Annotated in this window: 11 protein-coding genes and 6 pseudogenes; 9 read left to right on the top strand and 8 right to left on the bottom strand. The window is 38.7% G+C overall.

Translation table 11 applies throughout. The features are described 5' to 3' along the window. Positions 1–74 precede the first annotated feature (74 nt). Both AAEY55_RS14915 and AAEY55_RS14910 read left to right on the top strand, forming a co-directional pair. Positions 75–944 (top strand): annotated as a pseudogene (locus AAEY55_RS14915) (sodium:solute symporter family transporter); the annotation flags it as partial. 271 nt (positions 945–1,215) lie between these two features. Then, positions 1,216–2,072 (top strand): annotated as a pseudogene (locus tag AAEY55_RS14910) (zinc-binding dehydrogenase); the annotation flags it as partial. Positions 2,073–2,134: 62 nt separating this feature from the next. On the opposite strand, the pseudogene AAEY55_RS14905 reads toward AAEY55_RS14910, so the two are convergent. After that, a pseudogene (locus tag AAEY55_RS14905) lies at positions 2,135–3,360 on the bottom strand (threonine/serine exporter ThrE family protein). A 378-nt stretch (positions 3,361–3,738) separates the two neighbouring features. Then, the gene (locus AAEY55_RS14900; protein ID WP_350551977.1) at positions 3,739–4,968 is read right to left on the bottom strand and encodes a glycosyltransferase; all 1,230 of its coding nucleotides are present in this window, start codon (positions 4,966–4,968) and stop codon (positions 3,739–3,741) included. Positions 4,969–5,336: 368 nt separating this feature from the next. On the opposite strand from AAEY55_RS14900, the gene AAEY55_RS14895 reads away from it, so the two are divergent. The 5 genes and pseudogenes from AAEY55_RS14895 (at position 5,337) to AAEY55_RS14875 (ending at position 9,715) form a co-directional block, all read left to right on the top strand. Then, complete coding sequence (locus tag AAEY55_RS14895) at positions 5,337–7,805, top strand: S9 family peptidase (protein WP_089369162.1); 2,469 nt, start codon at positions 5,337–5,339, stop codon at positions 7,803–7,805. A 51-nt stretch (positions 7,806–7,856) separates the two neighbouring features. Beyond that, positions 7,857–8,090 (top strand): annotated as a pseudogene (locus tag AAEY55_RS14890) (alpha/beta hydrolase family protein); the annotation flags it as partial. Between the two features lie 51 nt (positions 8,091–8,141). Continuing rightward, a pseudogene (locus tag AAEY55_RS14885) lies at positions 8,142–8,372 on the top strand (alpha/beta hydrolase family protein); the annotation flags it as partial. A 51-nt stretch (positions 8,373–8,423) separates the two neighbouring features. After that, positions 8,424–8,654: pseudogene (locus AAEY55_RS14880) on the top strand (alpha/beta hydrolase family protein); the annotation flags it as partial. Between the two features lie 443 nt (positions 8,655–9,097). Next, positions 9,098–9,715: a LysE family translocator gene (locus tag AAEY55_RS14875; RefSeq protein WP_182678912.1), complete on the top strand. Its 618-nt coding sequence runs from the start codon at positions 9,098–9,100 to the stop codon at positions 9,713–9,715. A gap of 53 nt (positions 9,716–9,768) precedes the next feature. On the opposite strand, the gene AAEY55_RS14870 is transcribed toward AAEY55_RS14875, so the two are convergent. From AAEY55_RS14870 to AAEY55_RS14850, 5 genes are read right to left on the bottom strand one after another with little or no spacing between them, the layout of a single operon-like run. Next, positions 9,769–10,332: a hypothetical protein gene (locus AAEY55_RS14870; protein ID WP_011329873.1), complete on the bottom strand. Its 564-nt coding sequence runs from the start codon at positions 10,330–10,332 to the stop codon at positions 9,769–9,771. Beyond that, positions 10,322–11,596 carry a transglycosylase SLT domain-containing protein gene (locus tag AAEY55_RS14865; protein ID WP_011329874.1) on the bottom strand — a complete coding sequence of 425 codons (1,275 nt, stop codon included), beginning with the start codon at positions 11,594–11,596 and terminating at the stop codon, positions 10,322–10,324. Before AAEY55_RS14865 ends, AAEY55_RS14870 begins: the two co-directional genes overlap by 11 nt. Before the next feature lie 8 nt (positions 11,597–11,604). Beyond that, a complete protein-coding gene (locus tag AAEY55_RS14860; protein ID WP_350551970.1) occupies positions 11,605–12,393 on the bottom strand; it encodes an ETEC_3214 domain-containing protein in 789 nt (262 codons plus the stop codon). Between the two features lie 20 nt (positions 12,394–12,413). Then, positions 12,414–13,247 carry a TonB-dependent receptor gene (locus AAEY55_RS14855; protein WP_244181086.1) on the bottom strand — a complete coding sequence of 278 codons (834 nt, stop codon included), beginning with the start codon at positions 13,245–13,247 and terminating at the stop codon, positions 12,414–12,416. 42 nt (positions 13,248–13,289) lie between these two features. Beyond that, positions 13,290–14,360: a CsgG/HfaB family protein gene (locus AAEY55_RS14850; RefSeq protein ID WP_350551967.1), complete on the bottom strand. Its 1,071-nt coding sequence runs from the start codon at positions 14,358–14,360 to the stop codon at positions 13,290–13,292. An 88-nt stretch (positions 14,361–14,448) separates the two neighbouring features. Here AAEY55_RS14850 and AAEY55_RS14845 point away from each other — a divergent pair, with 88 nt between their 5' ends. Both AAEY55_RS14845 and AAEY55_RS14840 read left to right on the top strand, forming a co-directional pair. Next, entirely contained in the window at positions 14,449–14,631 is a 183-nt protein-coding gene (locus AAEY55_RS14845) for a hypothetical protein (RefSeq protein WP_011329878.1), read from the top strand. Positions 14,632–14,791: 160 nt separating this feature from the next. Continuing rightward, positions 14,792–15,040 carry a DUF4282 domain-containing protein gene (locus AAEY55_RS14840; protein ID WP_179807818.1) on the top strand — a complete coding sequence of 83 codons (249 nt, stop codon included), beginning with the start codon at positions 14,792–14,794 and terminating at the stop codon, positions 15,038–15,040. A 228-nt stretch (positions 15,041–15,268) separates the two neighbouring features. Here AAEY55_RS14840 and AAEY55_RS14835 read toward each other — a convergent pair whose 3' ends face one another. Next, positions 15,269–17,509 carry an EAL domain-containing protein gene (locus tag AAEY55_RS14835; RefSeq protein WP_350551962.1) on the bottom strand — a complete coding sequence of 747 codons (2,241 nt, stop codon included), beginning with the start codon at positions 17,507–17,509 and terminating at the stop codon, positions 15,269–15,271. Positions 17,510–17,642 lie beyond the last annotated feature (133 nt).

Raw genomic sequence — 17,642 nt, 5'->3', positions numbered from 1 at the left:
TTGAATTTGAGGAACGACTCAGCAAGCATATTTAAAATCTAAAAACGGGCAGTTACACAGAATCCGTTACAGGCTCCCCTGATAATGAAAACTATATGAGCTTACCAGGTATTTCAGTGTTAATCGGTGGCATGTGGGTAATGAATTTTAGTTATTGGGGTTTCAATCAATATATAATTCAACGTGCTTTAGCTGCAAAAAATCTTAAAGAAGCGCAAAAAGGTATCGCTTTTGCTGCTTACCTTAAGCTGTTAATGCCACTTATTGTTGTATTACCGGGTATTGCAGCCGTTATTCTCTATCCTACATTAACTTCTCCAGACCAAGCTTATCCTTCGATGATGGCATTAATGCCTGCTGGCTTAAAAGGCTTAGTTTTTGCTGCGTTAGTTGCTGCTATAGTGTCATCTCTAGCTTCTATGACAAACAGTATTTCTACTATTTTCACTATGGATCTTTATACACGCTTTAAGCCGAATGAGACTCAAGGTCATTATGTGGGTATTGGTCGAGTTGCCTCGCTGGTCTCGCTGTGCATTGCCTTAGTTGTCGCTCAACCATTATTAGGAAAGTTTGATCAAGCGTTCCAATATATCCAAGAGTTTACTGGTTTCTTCACTCCCGGTATTGTGGTTATTTTTGTTATGGGGATGTTCTGGAAGAGAGCAACGTCAATGGGCGCATTATCAGCTGCATTGGGATCAGCTATATTTTCATTGATACTTAAACTTTCTTGGCCTGAGTTGCCATTCATGGACCGAGTCGGTTTAGTATTCTTATTATGCTTAGTGCTTTGTTTCTCAGTGTCAATGATGGGCAAGCAAAATTCGACTGATAGCAGTGTTAGTTTAGATCAAGTGAGCTTTGTCACAACCAAGCCATTTAATATTGCAGTAGTAGGCGTGATAGTAATTCTTACGGCTTTATATGCCACTTGGTGGTAAACAATATATTAATTAGCAAAAGGCCAATTTATTGGCCTTTTTAATGATTGCCAGATAAATAATGGCGGTGTTATCGGTGTTAATTTATTGATGCTCAATAAAATCATAGCTAGATAATAATCAATGTAGTTTTTGCTCGGTTAAATTCATAGTGTCGGCGCTGAGGTTTTTCGGCTATTTGAATTTGTTTTTATGTCGCGCAGCTATATCCGATTACTCGACCCCGGCATTCTAAGAACGGTACGTGCAAGTTTACCCAAATGCAAAGTGAGATGCCAGCTGGCCTGGTAACGCATTAGTATTTCCGCGTATTCAAGGTGCCGATGTATGCGGTGTAATAGTGGCCATTGGTGAATGTGTTGATAAAAGTCGATTGGGCGAGCGTGTGCTAATAGAGCCTTGTATTGTTAATACTGCAGGTAAAGTGCTTGAGACTCCTTGGTATTTTGGTTCTGAATGCGACGGTGGTTTTGCACAATTCACCTCTGTCGATACTAGCCACGCTTATAAAATTAATAGTCACTATAGTGATGTAGAGCTTGCATCATTTCCTTGCTCGTATTCTACAGCCGAAAACATGCTTTACAGATCAAAAGCTAAACAAGGCGAAACTGTTTTAGTTACGGGGGCATCTGACGGTGTAGGCTCAGCTGCAGTGCAATTAGCTAAAGCGCATGATGCATATGTTGTCGCTAATACGAGTAAAAGTAAGGCGCAGCAGTTAAAGGTTTAGGTGCAGATAAAGTTATTTTTCGAGAAGACGATTTAGTTCAAACATTAGGTAAAAACAGTATAGATATCGTTATCGATTTAGTTGCTGGTGAACAATGGCCTAAATTAATAGAGGTATTAAAACCTAAAGGGCGTTATGCGGTTTCAGGCGCTATTGGTGGCCCATTAGTTGAGCTTGATATACGCACATTATATTTAAAGGATTTGAGCTTTTTTGGCTGTACCGTTTTAGAACCTGGTGTGTTTAAAAACTTAATACGCTTTATTGAAGAAGAAAAGGTAAAGCCAATTGTTGCGCATACTTTTCCTCTTAAAGAAATAGTGAGTGCGCAGCAGGCGTTTATTGAAAAACAACACGTGGGTAAGATTGTATTAACTATCCCTCATAGTGGTTAAGTTTATTTTAAAAGCTTGCTGTGCTGTATAAAACATAACAAGCTTTTTCTTCAACCGGTGTTTTACAAACTCTTTTTAGGTGGCAGTGCTACGTTGGCAAAAATTAACCCAGCTACTAGCGACATAAAAATTAAAAACGTTTGCTGGCCTATATGTTCTGCATAAACAAAGTCTTGACCTTCAATAAGCGAGTTTAAGCCAATATAGGTTTTGCTACCCGGTACTAATACAATTAAGCCTTGCATAGCAACAATAGAAGCGGGGGCGTTGGCCACGCGATTAAATAAGTTGCTAAATATGCCAACGGCTAATGCGCCAACAAAGGTCCCTAAGGTGTAATCGAGATACATAGCCGAGCCAATACTGGTGCCATAAGCAATAAAGCCAGATGCGATAGACCACACGGCATGTTTAAGCTTGGTTCTAAATATGCTATTAGGCTGCTACACAGCAAAAATATAGCAAGCCAAGGCGTCCACGCTGGCAGTGGCGCAGGTTGCACAAAGTCGGCCTGTCCAAATAATGCAAAACCAATACCTATGCCAATAAAACCACCAAAGTAGAGTTTAAACAGCAACATGAATGAGTCCATCACCCGTGCTGTACCCGACACTAAGTGCCTTGCTGCAAGTTCTGCTAATCCTAGGGCTAATGCTAAACCCGGAATAAATACAATGATGGACGACAGTACCACTAAACGTATATTGATCTCTGGGGCAAAATAAACACTAATAGCACAGGCAACGATTGACGATACAATTGCTACCAAAGGCTCAAGCATGTGGGCGACACGTTTTGAGCGCCCCGACCAAAGCACAAACAAGTATACAAGAGATGAGAGTAACGCAGACCAAGCTACATCAAACCAGCTGGTGCCCATTAACATAGCAAACGCACCACCAGATGTGGCAAACGCAATGCCTGTAGTGAGTTTATTGTAAGAGTTAGGAGCAACAAAAATAATGTCTAGCTGTTCGTCCACTTCGTGCAAGGTTAACTTGCCATCAAGCATTTGATTAACTAAGTCGTCGGTGTCGGCAAGTGAGCCTAGGTCGTGATCGCCAGGATCTACCCGTGCAACATGGGTATACTCGTCTTCGTGGCCGTCGGTCCAAATAACAAAGGTAACAGAGGTAGGCGACATAACAAACGACGATTTAAGGTCTAAGTAGGTCGCAACTTCCATTAAATGCGCTTCTAAGCGGTATGCGGGCGTACCATATTTGTGCAGCATTTTACCTAATTTAACGATAAATTTGCGTTTTTCTGTAAAGGTTGCGTTTTTCAAATGCTTTTAAGCCAACGGTTAAATAACTAAGCTAAAAATATAGACAAAAAATACTAATCTGCCATAAAAAGTGCTAATTCAGAGTTCATCCAGTGGCTTTTGATTCAAGTGGGCAACATGTAGGAAGGGTGGTTCCCTTTCAAAAGTTGCCAACGAAGAAGAAATGTCACTGGTGAGCTCCCTTGGGCGAGTTTTAAATGAGCTTATACTGCGTTCCTCGAACTCAAAATAGAACCACTATTTTATCATTCAAGCGCCTTGTCTAGGCTCATTTTAATTCTCGCTGAATTGTACCGTTTAAGGTAGATTGGTATTAAAAATTTGCCCACGTTTAATGGGCGAGATTTTAAACACTAATTGGTGTGTGTCTAGTCATTTTTAATCTAATTTTTTATTTTTTTCAGCTATCCATTGCGACATGTATTGTGTGCTGCGCATTGTATGATATTTGAGCATTTGGCCTGTAAAGTTTTTTTCGCGATGGGCATTTAAATCGCTACTTATTGAATCGACTTTTTGAATTAACGCAGCGCTTAATTGGGCTTTGTCATACAGCGTATTAAGTAGTGTATTGCCATCTTGTTGTGCTTGTTCAAATTCACTTTGATTGTTGTACATTTCAACGGCTGCATTTGCAAAATCTTCGGCGGTGTTTGCTATTTTTCCAGGCCAAGATAACTCATTATGCATACCTTCACTGCCAATATTAGTGGTAACACTTGGGGTTTGCATAATCATGGCTTCAAGTAATTTACCTTTAATACCTGCGCCAAAACGCAGTGGTGCTAAACATACTAGTGCGCTTTGCATTACCTCAAACGCATTATCGGCCCAGCCTTTAATTAAAAACCCCGATTTAGGGTTGTTAAGTGCAGTTGCTTTTGGCGGCGGGTACGATCCATAAATATGCAGCTCAGCTTTAGGCAGTTGCTTGCGAATAAGTGGCCAAATTTGTTGTAAATAAAGCACAGCATCCCAGTTTGGCGCGTGCCTAAAATTACCTATGGTCATAAAGTGTTGGCGCTGCTCAAAGGTTTTAGTGCTGGTGGGCAATGTGTTTAAATCGACCATAAAAGGTAAATGGTGTAATAAGCTAGGCTCTATTTTAAATACATCATTAAGTAAGCTCATTTCATAGCTAGAAATAATAAGGCTTAAATCGCAACGTAAGATGGCTGCAATTTCGCGTTTTGCTATGTCTGAGTGCAAGTCGTTAGTGGTAAATTCTCGCTCGCCTTTGTGGGCTTCGTGGCGCGCATTACGCAAACATTGTAGATCTTCGGTATCTAAAATTTTCAGCGCATTCGGGCAATGCTTATCAACGCGCCAACCAAACTGCTCTTCCATCATAAAACGATCAAACATAACGATATCGGGAGCATATGCTTTAACGTAATCGTCAAAACTTTCGCAGTTAAGCGCAATGCTCTGGCTACTAATACCAAAGTCGTCAAGGTTGACCATGTGCTCGGTGCGCAGTGCCGGCGTTGCAAACTCTACTTGCCAGTTTTGGGCTCTAAAGGCATTTAATAACGACATCATGTGCGTGCCTGCAGCAGATGAGTTGGGCTCTGGCCATACGTAGCCAATTACCAGCACTTTTTTCATTGGCTAGGATCTCTTATTAGTAAGTTTAAATTTACCCATATAGAAACAGGTAAGCTTATTTTTGTGATGGTTATTACAATATTAACGGTAGTAGCACAGTAAATTTAGCGCACTAGTTCTACACAAGTTCAATGCTTATAAAGTCATTTTTTATTAATGGGTAATATTAAAAAATATGACAGCATTTACTTTATTCATCAGCATTGTTTTTTAGGTGTACAGCACTTTATAAATAGCGCTGTAGTGTAGCTTAAGTTAGGGTGGCGATAAATCATTTACGCTATTTTGTATAACCTTAATGCTTTATGAATGCGGCAAAACATGTTTAGATAGCTTTATTAAACTAAATAATTACTAAAGGACAAAACATGAACGCTTTTAGGCTGTTAGTTGCCTTTATTGGCTGTATTGCATTACTGCCAATGAGCTATGCAGAGCAAGGATATCAAACGCCATCGGCTGAACTTGCTGCATTAGTAGATGCTAAGTTATCGCCCACCAGTAGTTTGTCAGACGATGGCCAATGGCTGGCATTGTTTGAGCGCAAACGTGTTGTGTCGCTAGATGAGTTGGCAAAAGAGGAGCTTAAACTGGCGGGCATTAAACTCAACCCGGCAAACTTTTCACGCTCACGCGTAAGTGCAAAATACAGTGCGGTGCAAATTAAACACGTACAAAGTGGTACGGTTATTAATATTAATAACTTGCCACAAGGTATTATTCGCGCGCCAAAGTGGTCATCAAATAGTGAGTACTTAGCCTTCGTGGTTGAGCAAAAAAATGATGCGCGTTTATGGTTATACAATGTAAAAACAAAACAAGCTAATGAGCTAAACTCAATTGCGCTAAACTCTGTCCTTACTGCATCCCCTTATGAATGGCTACCCGATAGCAGTGCCTTGGTTGCAAATTTAGCTGTTAATTTAGGAAAAGCCAGATTACAAAATGATAGCCAAAGTACGATGCCTGTTATTCAGCAAAGTAGCGGCGAAAAAGCCCCTGCACGTACTTATCAAAACTTATTAACCGGTCCGTTTGATGAGGCGCAGTTTAAGTTTTATGGCCAAGGGCAACTCGCCTATATAACGCTTGATGGTCATGCGCAACCGATTGGCCGCCCTGCGTTGCTTAAGTCATTTTCAGTATCACCCGACTCAACCAATATATTAGTGGCAAGCATAAACGAGCCATTTTCGTATCAAGTTCCATACAACCGCTTTGCTACAACATGGCAAATATGGGGAATGCGTGGTTTTTCACTAGTTGAGCTGGCAAAACAACCATTAGCCGATAATATTCCACAAGGCTACGACAGTGTACGTACTGGCAGACGTGACTTTGAGTGGCGAGGCGATCAAGGTGCAGAGGTTATTTGGGCTGAAGCGCAAGATGCCGGTGATATGAAAACCGATGTTGAATATCACGACTTTATTTACAGCTTACGTGCACCGTTTAAGCGCGAGCCTAAACTGTTTGCTAAAGTAGAGCGTCGTTATTCGGGTATAGAATGGGGTAACGATAATATTGCTATGCTCAGCGATTGGCGCTTTAGTGACCGCCAAGTGCGTACTTATATTATTGCCCCACGTGATGCTGATAAAAACCGCATATTATTTTCAGAGCGTAGTTACAACGATGCCTACAAAGACCCTGGTAGAGCACTATATGAGCGCAATGATTTAGGCAGCAAGGTAATAAAAGTGGTTGGCGGACGCTATCTGTTTTTACGCGGTAATGGCGCATCAGAGCAAGGTAATGTGCCGTTTTTAGACCAATACGATGTAAAAACTCATAGCAGCAAACGTTTGTGGCAATCAGCGGCACCTTATTATGAGCGTGTTCGTGCGTTACTTGATGACGAAGGTAAGCGTTTTATTACTATTAGAGAGTCTAAAACAGAGCAACCTAACTTTTTTATTCGTGATTTAAATAAACAAAATTTAACTCAAATTACTAATTTTGAGCACCCTTACCCTGCATTTAAAGGCGTAACAAAAGAGCAATTACGTTATACCCGAGATGACGGTGTTGAGCTTTCAGGCACACTTTATTTACCACCAGGTTATGATAAATCTCAAGGCCCATTACCTGTATTAATGTGGGCATACCCGCTTGAATATAAAGATAAAGCAGTCGCTTCTCAAGTGCGTGAATCGCCTTATGAGTTTACCTCTATTGGTTACTGGGGCCCGATGCCTTACTTAGCTAAAGGTATTGCGGTGTTTGACGATCCTAAAATGCCTATTGTAGGTATTGAGGGCAGTGAACCAAATGATAACTTTAGAAAGCAACTAGTGGCCAGCGCACAAGCTGCCGTAGATGTATTGGTTAAAAAAGGCATTGCTGATAAAAACAATATTGCCATAGCAGGGCATTCATATGGCGCATTTATGGTGGCTAATTTATTAGCGCATAGTGACTTGTTTAAAACCGGTATTGCCCGCAGTGGCGCGTATAATCGCACCTTAACGCCGTTTGGCTTTCAAGGCGAAGAGCGCGACTTTTGGCAAGCCCAAGATGTGTACGCAAACATGTCGCCATTTTTTCATGCCGAAAAAATTAACGAGCCAATGTTGATGATTCACGGGCAAGAAGATCCGAATTCTGGCACCTTTCCCATGCAAAGTGAGCGTATGTACGCCGCATTAAAAGGCTTAGGTAAAGAAGTGCGCTTAGTTATGCTACCCCATGAAGCACATGGCTATCGTGCTCGTAAAAGTTTACTGCATGTATTGTGGGAGCAAGAACAGTGGTTAGATAAGTACTTACTTAATGACTCTGCCGGGCCGGTAAAGGTAATAACTGAGCAAGTGGCAGAGCCAGCACCGAGCCAGTAGTAAAGTACGTGTTTATGCTGTGAGAGCAAGAAGATCCACTCTAAATCTCACGGAACCTTCCCAATGCAAAGTGAGCGTATGTACGCCGCGTTAAAAGGCTTAGGTGAAGAAGCGCGTTTAGTCATGCTGCCCCATGAAGCACATGGCTATCGAGCCCGTAAAAGTTTACTGCATGTATTGTGGGAGCAAGAACAGTGGTTAAACAAATACCTGTTAATGGATGAAGAGGCTGAGCCGGTAAAGGTAATAACTGAGCAAGTGGCAGAGCCAACACCGAGCCAGTAGTAAAGTACGTGTTTATGCTGTGAGAGCAAGAAGATCCACTCTAAATCTCACGGCACCTTTCCCATGCAAAGTGATCGTATGTACGCCGCATTAAAAGGCTTAGGTAAAGAAGTGCGCTTAGTTATGCTACCCCATGAAGCACATGGCTATCGTGCTCGTAAAAGTTTACTGCATGTATTGTGGGAGCAAGAACAGTGGTTAGATAAGTACTTACTTAATGACTCTGCCGAGCCGGTAAAGGTAACGACTGAGCTAGTGGCTGAGCCAACACCGAGCCAATAGTAAAGTACGAGTTTATGCCGTGAGAGCAAGAAGATCCCCCCTTAATTTCACGGAACCTTCCCAATGCAAAGTGAGCGTATGTACGCCGCATTAAAAGGCTTAGGTAAAGAAGTGCGCTTAGTTATGCTACCCCATGAAGCACATGGCTATCGTGCTCGTAAAAGTTTACTGCATGTGTTGTGGGAACAAGAGCAGTGGTTAGATAAGTACTTACTTAATGACTCTGCCGAGCCGGTAAAGGTAATAACTGAGCAAGTGGCAGAGCCAACACCGAGCCAGTAGTAAAGTACGAGTTTATGCTGTGAGAGCAAGAAGATCCACTCTAAATCTCACAGCATCTTCCCAATGCAAAGTGAGCGTATGTACGCCGCACTTTAGAGCAACAAAATGTATTTTTGCACTTTATCATCTCAGACTTTTGCCATATATGAGTGTATAAAATTTCCAAATTCAGACGCTTTTTGTTTTTCATAATAAAGGATAAATAACGCGAAAGCCTTGCTGTTCAGAGCTTTCAAGTGGGAAGATGTTTTACTAATAGGTAAAATTTATTTTGGGCTGATACTTTGTTTAAGGGGGAGGTAACCTTACCAAAAATTGGCTCAAGGTGAGCGAGTACAAATGGTCATATTACATATCATTTATCTTTCACCTTAGCTCTTTTTCCTTTACCCTTTCGCCTAGAACCTATTACAACTTTGTCTTTAACCCATTACGAGTTTTAAATGATTGATATAACAGTACTCGCGGTATTTATTCCCACCTTCTTTTTTGTTTCGATCACTCCAGGTATGTGTATGACATTAGCCATGACGCTAGGCATGAGTATTGGCGTGCGGCGCACTTTATGGATGATGCTTGGCGAGCTACTCGGCGTTGCTAGTGTTGCCGTTGCTGCAGTGCTAGGCGTGGCGAGTATTATGCTTTATTATCCAGAGGCGTTTGCTATTTTAAAGTGGGTAGGCGGTGCATACTTAATTTACATTGGTATAAATATGTGGCGATCTAAAGGAAAAATGTCGGTAAATACCAGCAATGCCACAGCTGTAAGTCGCCAGTCACTGTTTACGCAAGGCTTTGTAACTGCAATTGCCAATCCAAAAGGCTGGGCGTTTATGATCTCATTACTACCACCATTTATCAGCATTGAACATGACGTAGCCCCGCAACTATTAGTGTTGTTAAGTGTAATAATGGTTACCGAATTTTTAAGTATGTTGGCTTATGCAACAGGTGGAAAAAGCTTACGATTATTTTTAACACGCGGTAATAACATCCAGTGGATGAATCGCATTGCGGGCAGTTTAATGGTCGCCGTTGGTGTATGGCTGGCTTTAGGGTAGTGCTGACATACTGTAGAGTAACTTTACTCTACAGTATTCATTTTAATATGGAGTTAGTTTGCTAAGTTATTTAACTCTTCAGTGGTTTGTTGCAATCTAAATTCACGGTAAAGCATATCTTCATCATTAGGGCTCAGATTTTTGCCTGACTTTTCAATCAACTTATCGAAAATAGGCTTAGTATTTTCCATAATAACTAATGCACATAGTTGCTTTTGGTTATTTATTTGAGCAAAGCTGACTTCTTTTGCAATACTACCAACAAGGCTTTCTTCGGCTGTTTGGCGGCTTACTTGTGTAAAAGAACTTTGTGTTTGTACAGAATCTTGCTGCTGCATTTGCTTATTTATTAAGGTATCAAGAACTTGAGCTTTGCTATTAATTTGTGTTGCTAAATCAGCGCGTGCGCTAGCTACGGCCTGTGCTCTACTTGCTGCCATATTACCACTCCAAGGTACACAGCTAGATGAGGCTAACCCTCCTTCAGGTGCGCTTGGCATTAAAACCCAGCTTGGTACAGTATCAGCATTACTAAAGGGGGTTGATTGTGGCTGTTGAGTTGATCCACATGCGCTTAAAAAGAAAATAGTGGCTATTGGTAAAAGTTTATTTTTCATGTTTGATTTCCTTATTATTAAGGTTCCATTGATTAATATTTGCTTGGTACTGCTGTTCAAGCTTGTTTACTTTCTTAAGGTATTTTTTTGTTTCATCATAGGGTAAGTTTGCAATTAAGTGACTGTAAACACTTTCACTATCTAGGTCGTTTATAATAGAAATAGCACGATTAATATTTCGGCTTTTATCAGTATTAAACGCTTTAGCTACATTTCCTGCACCAGTATTGTAAGCTGCAATTGCGCAATATTTACGACTTATTGGATCTTTTATTTTCCGTAAATAACTTTTGTCTAAAATAGAAATGTAAGCAGATCCATAAGTGATATTGGTATCAGGATCAAAAAGCTCCTCTGGTGTTGGCGCTATATCTTTTTTAAAGTGTTTTCTTGCTACATCTAAACCTGCTGAATTAGGTACAATTTGCATTAGCCCAAATGCGGGAATATGCGACTTAGCATTTGGATTAAAAGATGACTCAGCATGCGAAATTGCTAATAACAGAGGTAGTTGTTGTTGCTCGTATTGTAAGTAAAAGTTTAAGTAAGGACTCACTTTTTTATGTAAATATTCGTCAGGGAGTGAAAAAGTACGAGAAGTAATATTTTTATAAGTCACATCATTATCTTTGGTGCTGAGTGATGTGTTTAATTTTTCAATACGCTGCTGTTTTTCTATGGCTAATTGCTGTTTACTTTGTATTGCTTGTTGAGGCTTTAATTGAGTGTTTTTATCAACACTGCTTAGCGACTGTTCATACTGTGTAGTTATTTCTTGTGCTAGCGTTTCTTGGTTCTGTTTTAACTCTTTTTGACTTTTAATTTCACTTTTTGAAATTGCTAAGCTATTTTCTAATTCTTGTTTAGTTGGGCTTATTAATTCTAAAGACGAGGCTAGATTTTTATCAGTTATTAATGTCTCAGCTGCTTGTCCAAGCGTACTGTGAGAATCTAATGTTTCTACAGTAACCGTCATGCTTTGTTCGTCAATAATTATGCGACTTTTTAGGTCTGCACTGTAAACGACCTGCTTTAATGTGCTGCTTTGGATGGGCACAGACCAATGCTTAAGTAATGAATCTCTAAAAGAGTCGTAATCAGCTAAATAAGCTTCTCTAAAATTTGCGTAATCTTGTTTATATTGCTTGCTGAAACTGGTTGCTTCTAAAAGTTGCTGCTTTTTAAACTCAGTAAAAGTGTTCGCACTTATATTTGTTACTGTAAAAGTACAAAGTAGTGGTAAAAACAATGAAAAATGTCGCATTTTGTTCCTTAAAAATAAACGTTAAATTCATATTTAGTAAGTAGTGAATCAGCAATATATTCGCTTGGTAATTCTGAGATTGCGTAAAAAGTTGCTTTATTGGTTGCTAATTTTTTGGTGATAGGTGAAGTAAGCGTTTGCTCGTCACTCATCAAAGTTACTTCATCTAATTTGAATAGATCCTCAGCAACATTTCCCTTTAGCTCAGTATAATCACTAAAGCCACTCGTTAAGTTAAGAAACATACCTTGGGCAATGAGTTGTTTTACTTGCATGTAGTATTTAATGTTATTACTGTCATAAAAAAATTCATTACTATCAGGCACTATTTGTTCAAGACTGTGCTCTTTTAATTTAAAGTTACTAAACGGTACCTTAGGTGAGAAATCGTCAACTAAGCTTTTGTCATAGGACAGGCTATGGACAACAATAGCTACTATGCGAGTTTCTTTATTGATTAAAGTTAGGAGGTATTTATCTTCTTTATAATAACGATATTCGTAACGTTCATCAATTTTTGAAGTTTTAATGACTTGCGGTATACCTATTTGTTTTTGCGCATATGGAAGGTAGTTACCTATGTCTAACATTGAAATCTTTTTTTCTTCAATTTTATTTGTAAAGTTAGTAATAAATCCATTATATGCTTCTATTGATAGAGCTTTAGTATCTGCCCAGTTACCTAAGCCCATAAGCGCCACCATTAACAAAATAAAATATTCTTTAAGTTTTTTTATAGTTGTTTTTTTTTCTTCAGTAACTTGTTCTGTAGGTGTGCTGTTATTTTCCACGGGCATTTCATTCCTTAAAATATGCGTTAATTAACGGGAGTATCTTTTAGTTTAATAATATCTTCAATTAATAGTGATATGCTGTCTTCATTTGCGATTTGTAGTAATTGCTGCGTTGATCTTTTAGAAAAGCTAATACCTTTACCTTGATAATGATCCTGCCAAAGACGCTTGTTAGTGTGAGTAATTATTTCTAACTGTAACCTAGTAAAAACTTTATTTTGACTACTCTTAACAATTGAGTTTTTTACATGGTAATAAACGTCGCAGGCTGAGTCTGTGATATTAAAGCCATTTTGAATAAACTTAGCGGTTAATAAGCTTTTAACTTCACCTGCTTGCGAGCCAGTACTTTTTATGCAGTTATTCTTAGCGGACAGTTTTGACTGTGCCTCTTGCTTTTTTTGTGCTTGCGCTTTTTGTATATCTGTATGGTTTATTGTTACTCCTGCATAAACCACGCAGTTATTTTTATCTACCCAACGTTCGAATATTTTAGCGTTTTTTAGCAGCTGGTCGCTTGTTATTTTAGCTGTAGAATTAAACTGTAAGTTACTTATGGAATTAGAAGAGAAGAGTTTATTTTCCTCTTTAATTTCTATTTCAGTTTTAAGAAGCTTTGTGAGTGCTTTTCGAGCTTCAAGTGCAGAACGGCGTTCGTCAATTGACTTTAGTCCAGAGCATTGAGAAGAGCCTGAGCTAACATAGAGGGTGTCGGTTACTTTATCAACGCCTATCCAATCAGGGGTTTGAGCTTGTGTTGGGTAGTAATGGGCACAGCTGCAATTAGAGTGTGTTTGTGCCTCTACTGTGAAAGAAAATAAAAGCATAGATATAAAAAGAAGTAATTTCTTATTCATGTTTCAACCAAATAGCCCAGCATTTGCTGGGCAAAGTTTGTTTTATAAACGATTGTGGTTATTATTTTGAGCTAGTTTAGCATTATGTTTGTTACGATCTAACAAACGCTGCTCACCTTCAATAATATACTTTAGCTCATCAACATCCATAGTTAGATTATGAGACTTTTGATAATATGCAAGGGCTAGCTCTAGGTCCGCTGCTCTTTCTGCACAAACAGCATTATTATAATTAATTGCTAGTGATTCAGAATAAATACTTTGAGCTCTACTAAACATCTTACAGGCGTTATCTGGCATATCTTTTTCAGCAAACTCTATTCCCATATCCAGCATTTTTTCAGCATCGTCGGACATATCAGAATCATCCGATTCCATTAATTCAACTAATTTTGTAACGCTATGCGGGGCAACATCTTGAATTAGTTCTTCTGATATCTGAGAAACTGCTTGCCCTAATAGCGCACTATCAGAATTGTGAGGATCATCACCTTCGCAAACTTTACTGCTTACCTGTTGGCTGTATCGTTTTGTGAAAATGATTTCACCAGATTCAACAGATATTGCTTTTGGCTCTAGTATTACTTTAGCTAGTTTTTCAGAGCATCGAACTTTAACATCACGAGAGCGTTTGCATTTATACCATTTGTCACCTTTTTCAACACATTCACTACGCTCTTCGTAATAGGTTGATGTTTCAACATCAGAACCATACAGAGCGGTTACCAAAGTGTCTGCGCCAGTAAGTTTACCTAATCGAGTACGATTATTTGAGTTTGTTAGGTCACCTTCATTAAAGCGCTGTTGAGCAATTACTTTATCAAGCGCTGCTTGATCAACAAAAGTAAAGTATGGCTTGTCATTAACGCGAATAGCTGAAAGGTTACTTTCAATTAAGTTCACTGCATTTGAAGAGCTTCTATCGGTAATAACAGCAATACGTTTTATTTTATCGGTGTTATCTTGATTAGCTGGGCGCATGTAGGTTACAGGTAGTTTTGCTGTTGTTAGTAGATTATTTAAGCCACCAATCATGCCGTTAATTTTACTATCTAAAGCACAACCAGATAACAAAATGCTAGAAATTACAGCAAACTGAATTCCTCTTTTCATTAAATATCCCTATTAAGTTTATATTCATATTTATTGCTTATTTTTAACAGCTGTTATTAAATGAGTCAATTAAATATAAGCAAAACCTATGGAATTTCATGCTTTTTACTTATTCTTTAGCACTAATAACACACAAGATACCTTTAATAACCTAGTGGCTAAATCGGGAAAACGTTTAGATCCCGGTTCACGCGAAGCGCTTTACGAAGAGTTCAAAGCGCAAAAAGCAATGAAAGACTTAGAAAAAGAACTCGATAATTTAAATAAGTAACTGCGACACCTAATTTTTAATTTAATAGCGTAATTAGCTTTAATTAAATATACAGCCAGTTAGCTTTATTAAGGCTAGCTAGATAATAACTATGAGGGCTAGTAAGCGCTCATTTTTTGTGAAATAAAAATTTACTGACTATTTTAAAAAGGACTAAAAAATGAAAGATATTTTTTTCTTTGAATCTATGCTGACACCTAAAATCATTACTTTTGTATATTGGTTAATGTTACTAGGTGCTGTAATTTCTGGTGTAAGTACTATGTTTATGCAGTACGGTGGTGGTTTTTGGGCTGGGCTTGGTATTATTGTTGGTGGTGTAATTGGCGCTAGAATTTGGTGTGAACTACTTATCGTTTTATTCAAAATTCACGAGAATTTACAAAAAATAGCTAATAAATCAGAATAAAACTTTAACGTGTCACAGTAAGTTTCAGTTAGAAATAAAACCAGACACGTTATTTTATCCAAAAAACTCCGAGAAAACCCATTGTTCGACACGAAGTGGCGTCGATGGGTAGTTTACTTTAACCACTTTGAGGTTCAAAAAGGCTAAAATACATTTGCAAACATAGTTTTAAGTAAATTATTTATAAAGAGGTTAGGGGGGCGCTGCGCTTCTTATTATTTGCTGTTACTAACTGTTAAGCTGTTGTTTTAACCAAGAAATAAACTCAGCTGCGGGCATAGGATAAGCCATATAATAGCCTTGCATACCGGTAATATTAAGTTGTGCGAGTGTTTTAGCTTGCTCTGCGGTTTCAACGCCTTCGGCAATAACATTAAAGCCAAGGTTGTGCGCAAGTGAGATTATAGTACTTACAATGGCAGACCCTCTATTACCTTCATGTATTTTATCAATAAAGCTTTTATCTATTTTTAGCTCATCAACGGGGTAAGTGTGTATATAGGCTAACGATGAATAACCAGTGCCAAAATCATCAATCGAAAACCTAAACCCTTTAGCTTTGAGCTGCTGCATTTGTGCAATATTTTCAGCCATGTCATCCAGTAAAATGCTTTCGGTTATCTCCAGTTTAAATCTTGTAGGAGATATACCAAACGCATCTACAATACTAACAATATTGTTGTATAAGGAATGTGTTATAAATTGGCAGGCGCTAATATTAATAGCAACACAAAATGAATCATGAAGTTGTTGTGTTTGCTCTAGCGTTTTAATTAACATGCAGGCGTCAAACAGTACACTGCTTTGCAATTGATCAATCAGACCAGATTGTTCCGCAACAGGAATAAAGTAGTAGGGTGATATAATGCCTTTTATAGGGTGTATCCAGCGAATTAATGCCTCCGCGGCTATAATATTACCTTGGCAATCAAGTTGCGGCTGAAAGTAAGCCGCAAACTGCTTTTCTTTTATTGCAGTTATAATGTCGCTTTCTAGCTGTAAACGTAAGTCTAATTCGTGTTGCAGTGCCGGAGCGTAAAACGCAAAACGATGGCCGCCAAATTTTTTGGCGCTATACATAGCTGTATCGGCCCGCTTTAGTACATCGTTGCTTGTTGTGTCTGGGCCTTCAATAAAACTAATGCCAATACTGACGGTAATTTTATAACTACAGTTGTTTATTTTAAATGGGTTTTTGAAGCAGTCGAGTATTTGCTTGGCACACACTATTGCCTGGCTTTGTGCATTGTTTTTATTACTACTTAGGTGCTTAGGTAAAATTACAAATTCATCGCCACCAATTCGCGCAATAATACCTGCATTTTTAATAACGGTTTTTAACCGCATAGCAACTTCTAGTAAAACCTCGTCACCGATAACATGGCCTAATGAATCATTAATGCGCTTAAAGTCATTTAAATCTAAAAACAATAGAGTGCCAAATGAAAGCTGCTTTTTAGATTCGCTGATCATCAATTCAAGCGTGTCGGTTAGCATGCGGCGATTAGGCAATGTGGTTAATGGGTCGTAAAATACCAACTTTTTAACTTGCTCTTCAGCAAGTTTACGCTCGGTAATGTCGCGTATCATCCATAAAACATGTTTTTTATTTGGCTCATCAAGTAGGTAGTTATTAATAATTGACGTTCTAGCTTCAAAAATATGTCGGTTACCCATACAATTAAGTTCGTACTCGTACAGTTGTACTTGCTCTGTTTTCAGTGTTTTAGTAATGATAGAGATTACTTTATTAGGATCACCTAATGGTAGCGAGCTTATGCGTTGCTCATTACTTAAGCTATTACATTGCAACTCGTTGCTAGCACCATAACTTTCAATATACCGCGCTTGTTCATCAAAAATGATTCCTAAATCGGGGATTACCTCAATAAATGCTTTTAATTTATCGTTAGAACGTTGTAGCTCTAAACTAAGTGCTTTTTCTCTTGCGACAGAGCGCGCTTTTTCTATTGCTAGGCCCGATAAATGAGTAAAGCGTTCAATAAGCTTTAAATCTAATGCGGTTGGTGCGTTTGGATGGGTGTAATAAACGGCAAAACTACCGAGCACTTTGTTGTCTGAGGAAAAAATAGGAGTAGACCAACACGCTTGCAAACCATGTGCTAATGCAATAGTTTTATAATTAGCCCAAAGTGGGCTAGTAGCTATGTTACTAACAATAACTTGTTGCTCTGTGTACACTGCAGTGCCACATGAGCCTACATTATCTCCAATTGTAACACCGTCTATTGCTTGGCAATATTCAGGGGGAAGTTTAGGCGCAGCAACGTGGCGAAGTTGGTTGCCCTCTAGAGTTAAAATCGAGCTTTTAGCATTTTTAGAGTCAATTATTGCTTCAATTTGCTCGCAGATATTATGCAGGCACAGGTGTATATCTACACCTAATGCGATCTGCTCTATAATCTGTTGTTGGGCTGCAAATAATGCTGAATGTTGTGCTGGAGTCACTCAGAAAAGTTCCTAAATAATAGTTAATGTGTCTGAGCGCATAGCATTAATAAAAACGAGAAATTTATTTTATATTAATTAAGCAGCACCTTATTGATATTGTAAACATTATCTAATTTAACTCAATACTAGA

This window comes from Pseudoalteromonas sp. 120-MNA-CIBAN-0494, assembly GCF_040308885.1.
GTDB lineage: Bacteria > Pseudomonadota > Gammaproteobacteria > Enterobacterales > Alteromonadaceae > Pseudoalteromonas > Pseudoalteromonas nigrifaciens.
This window is presented reverse-complemented; position numbering and strand designations above follow the sequence as displayed.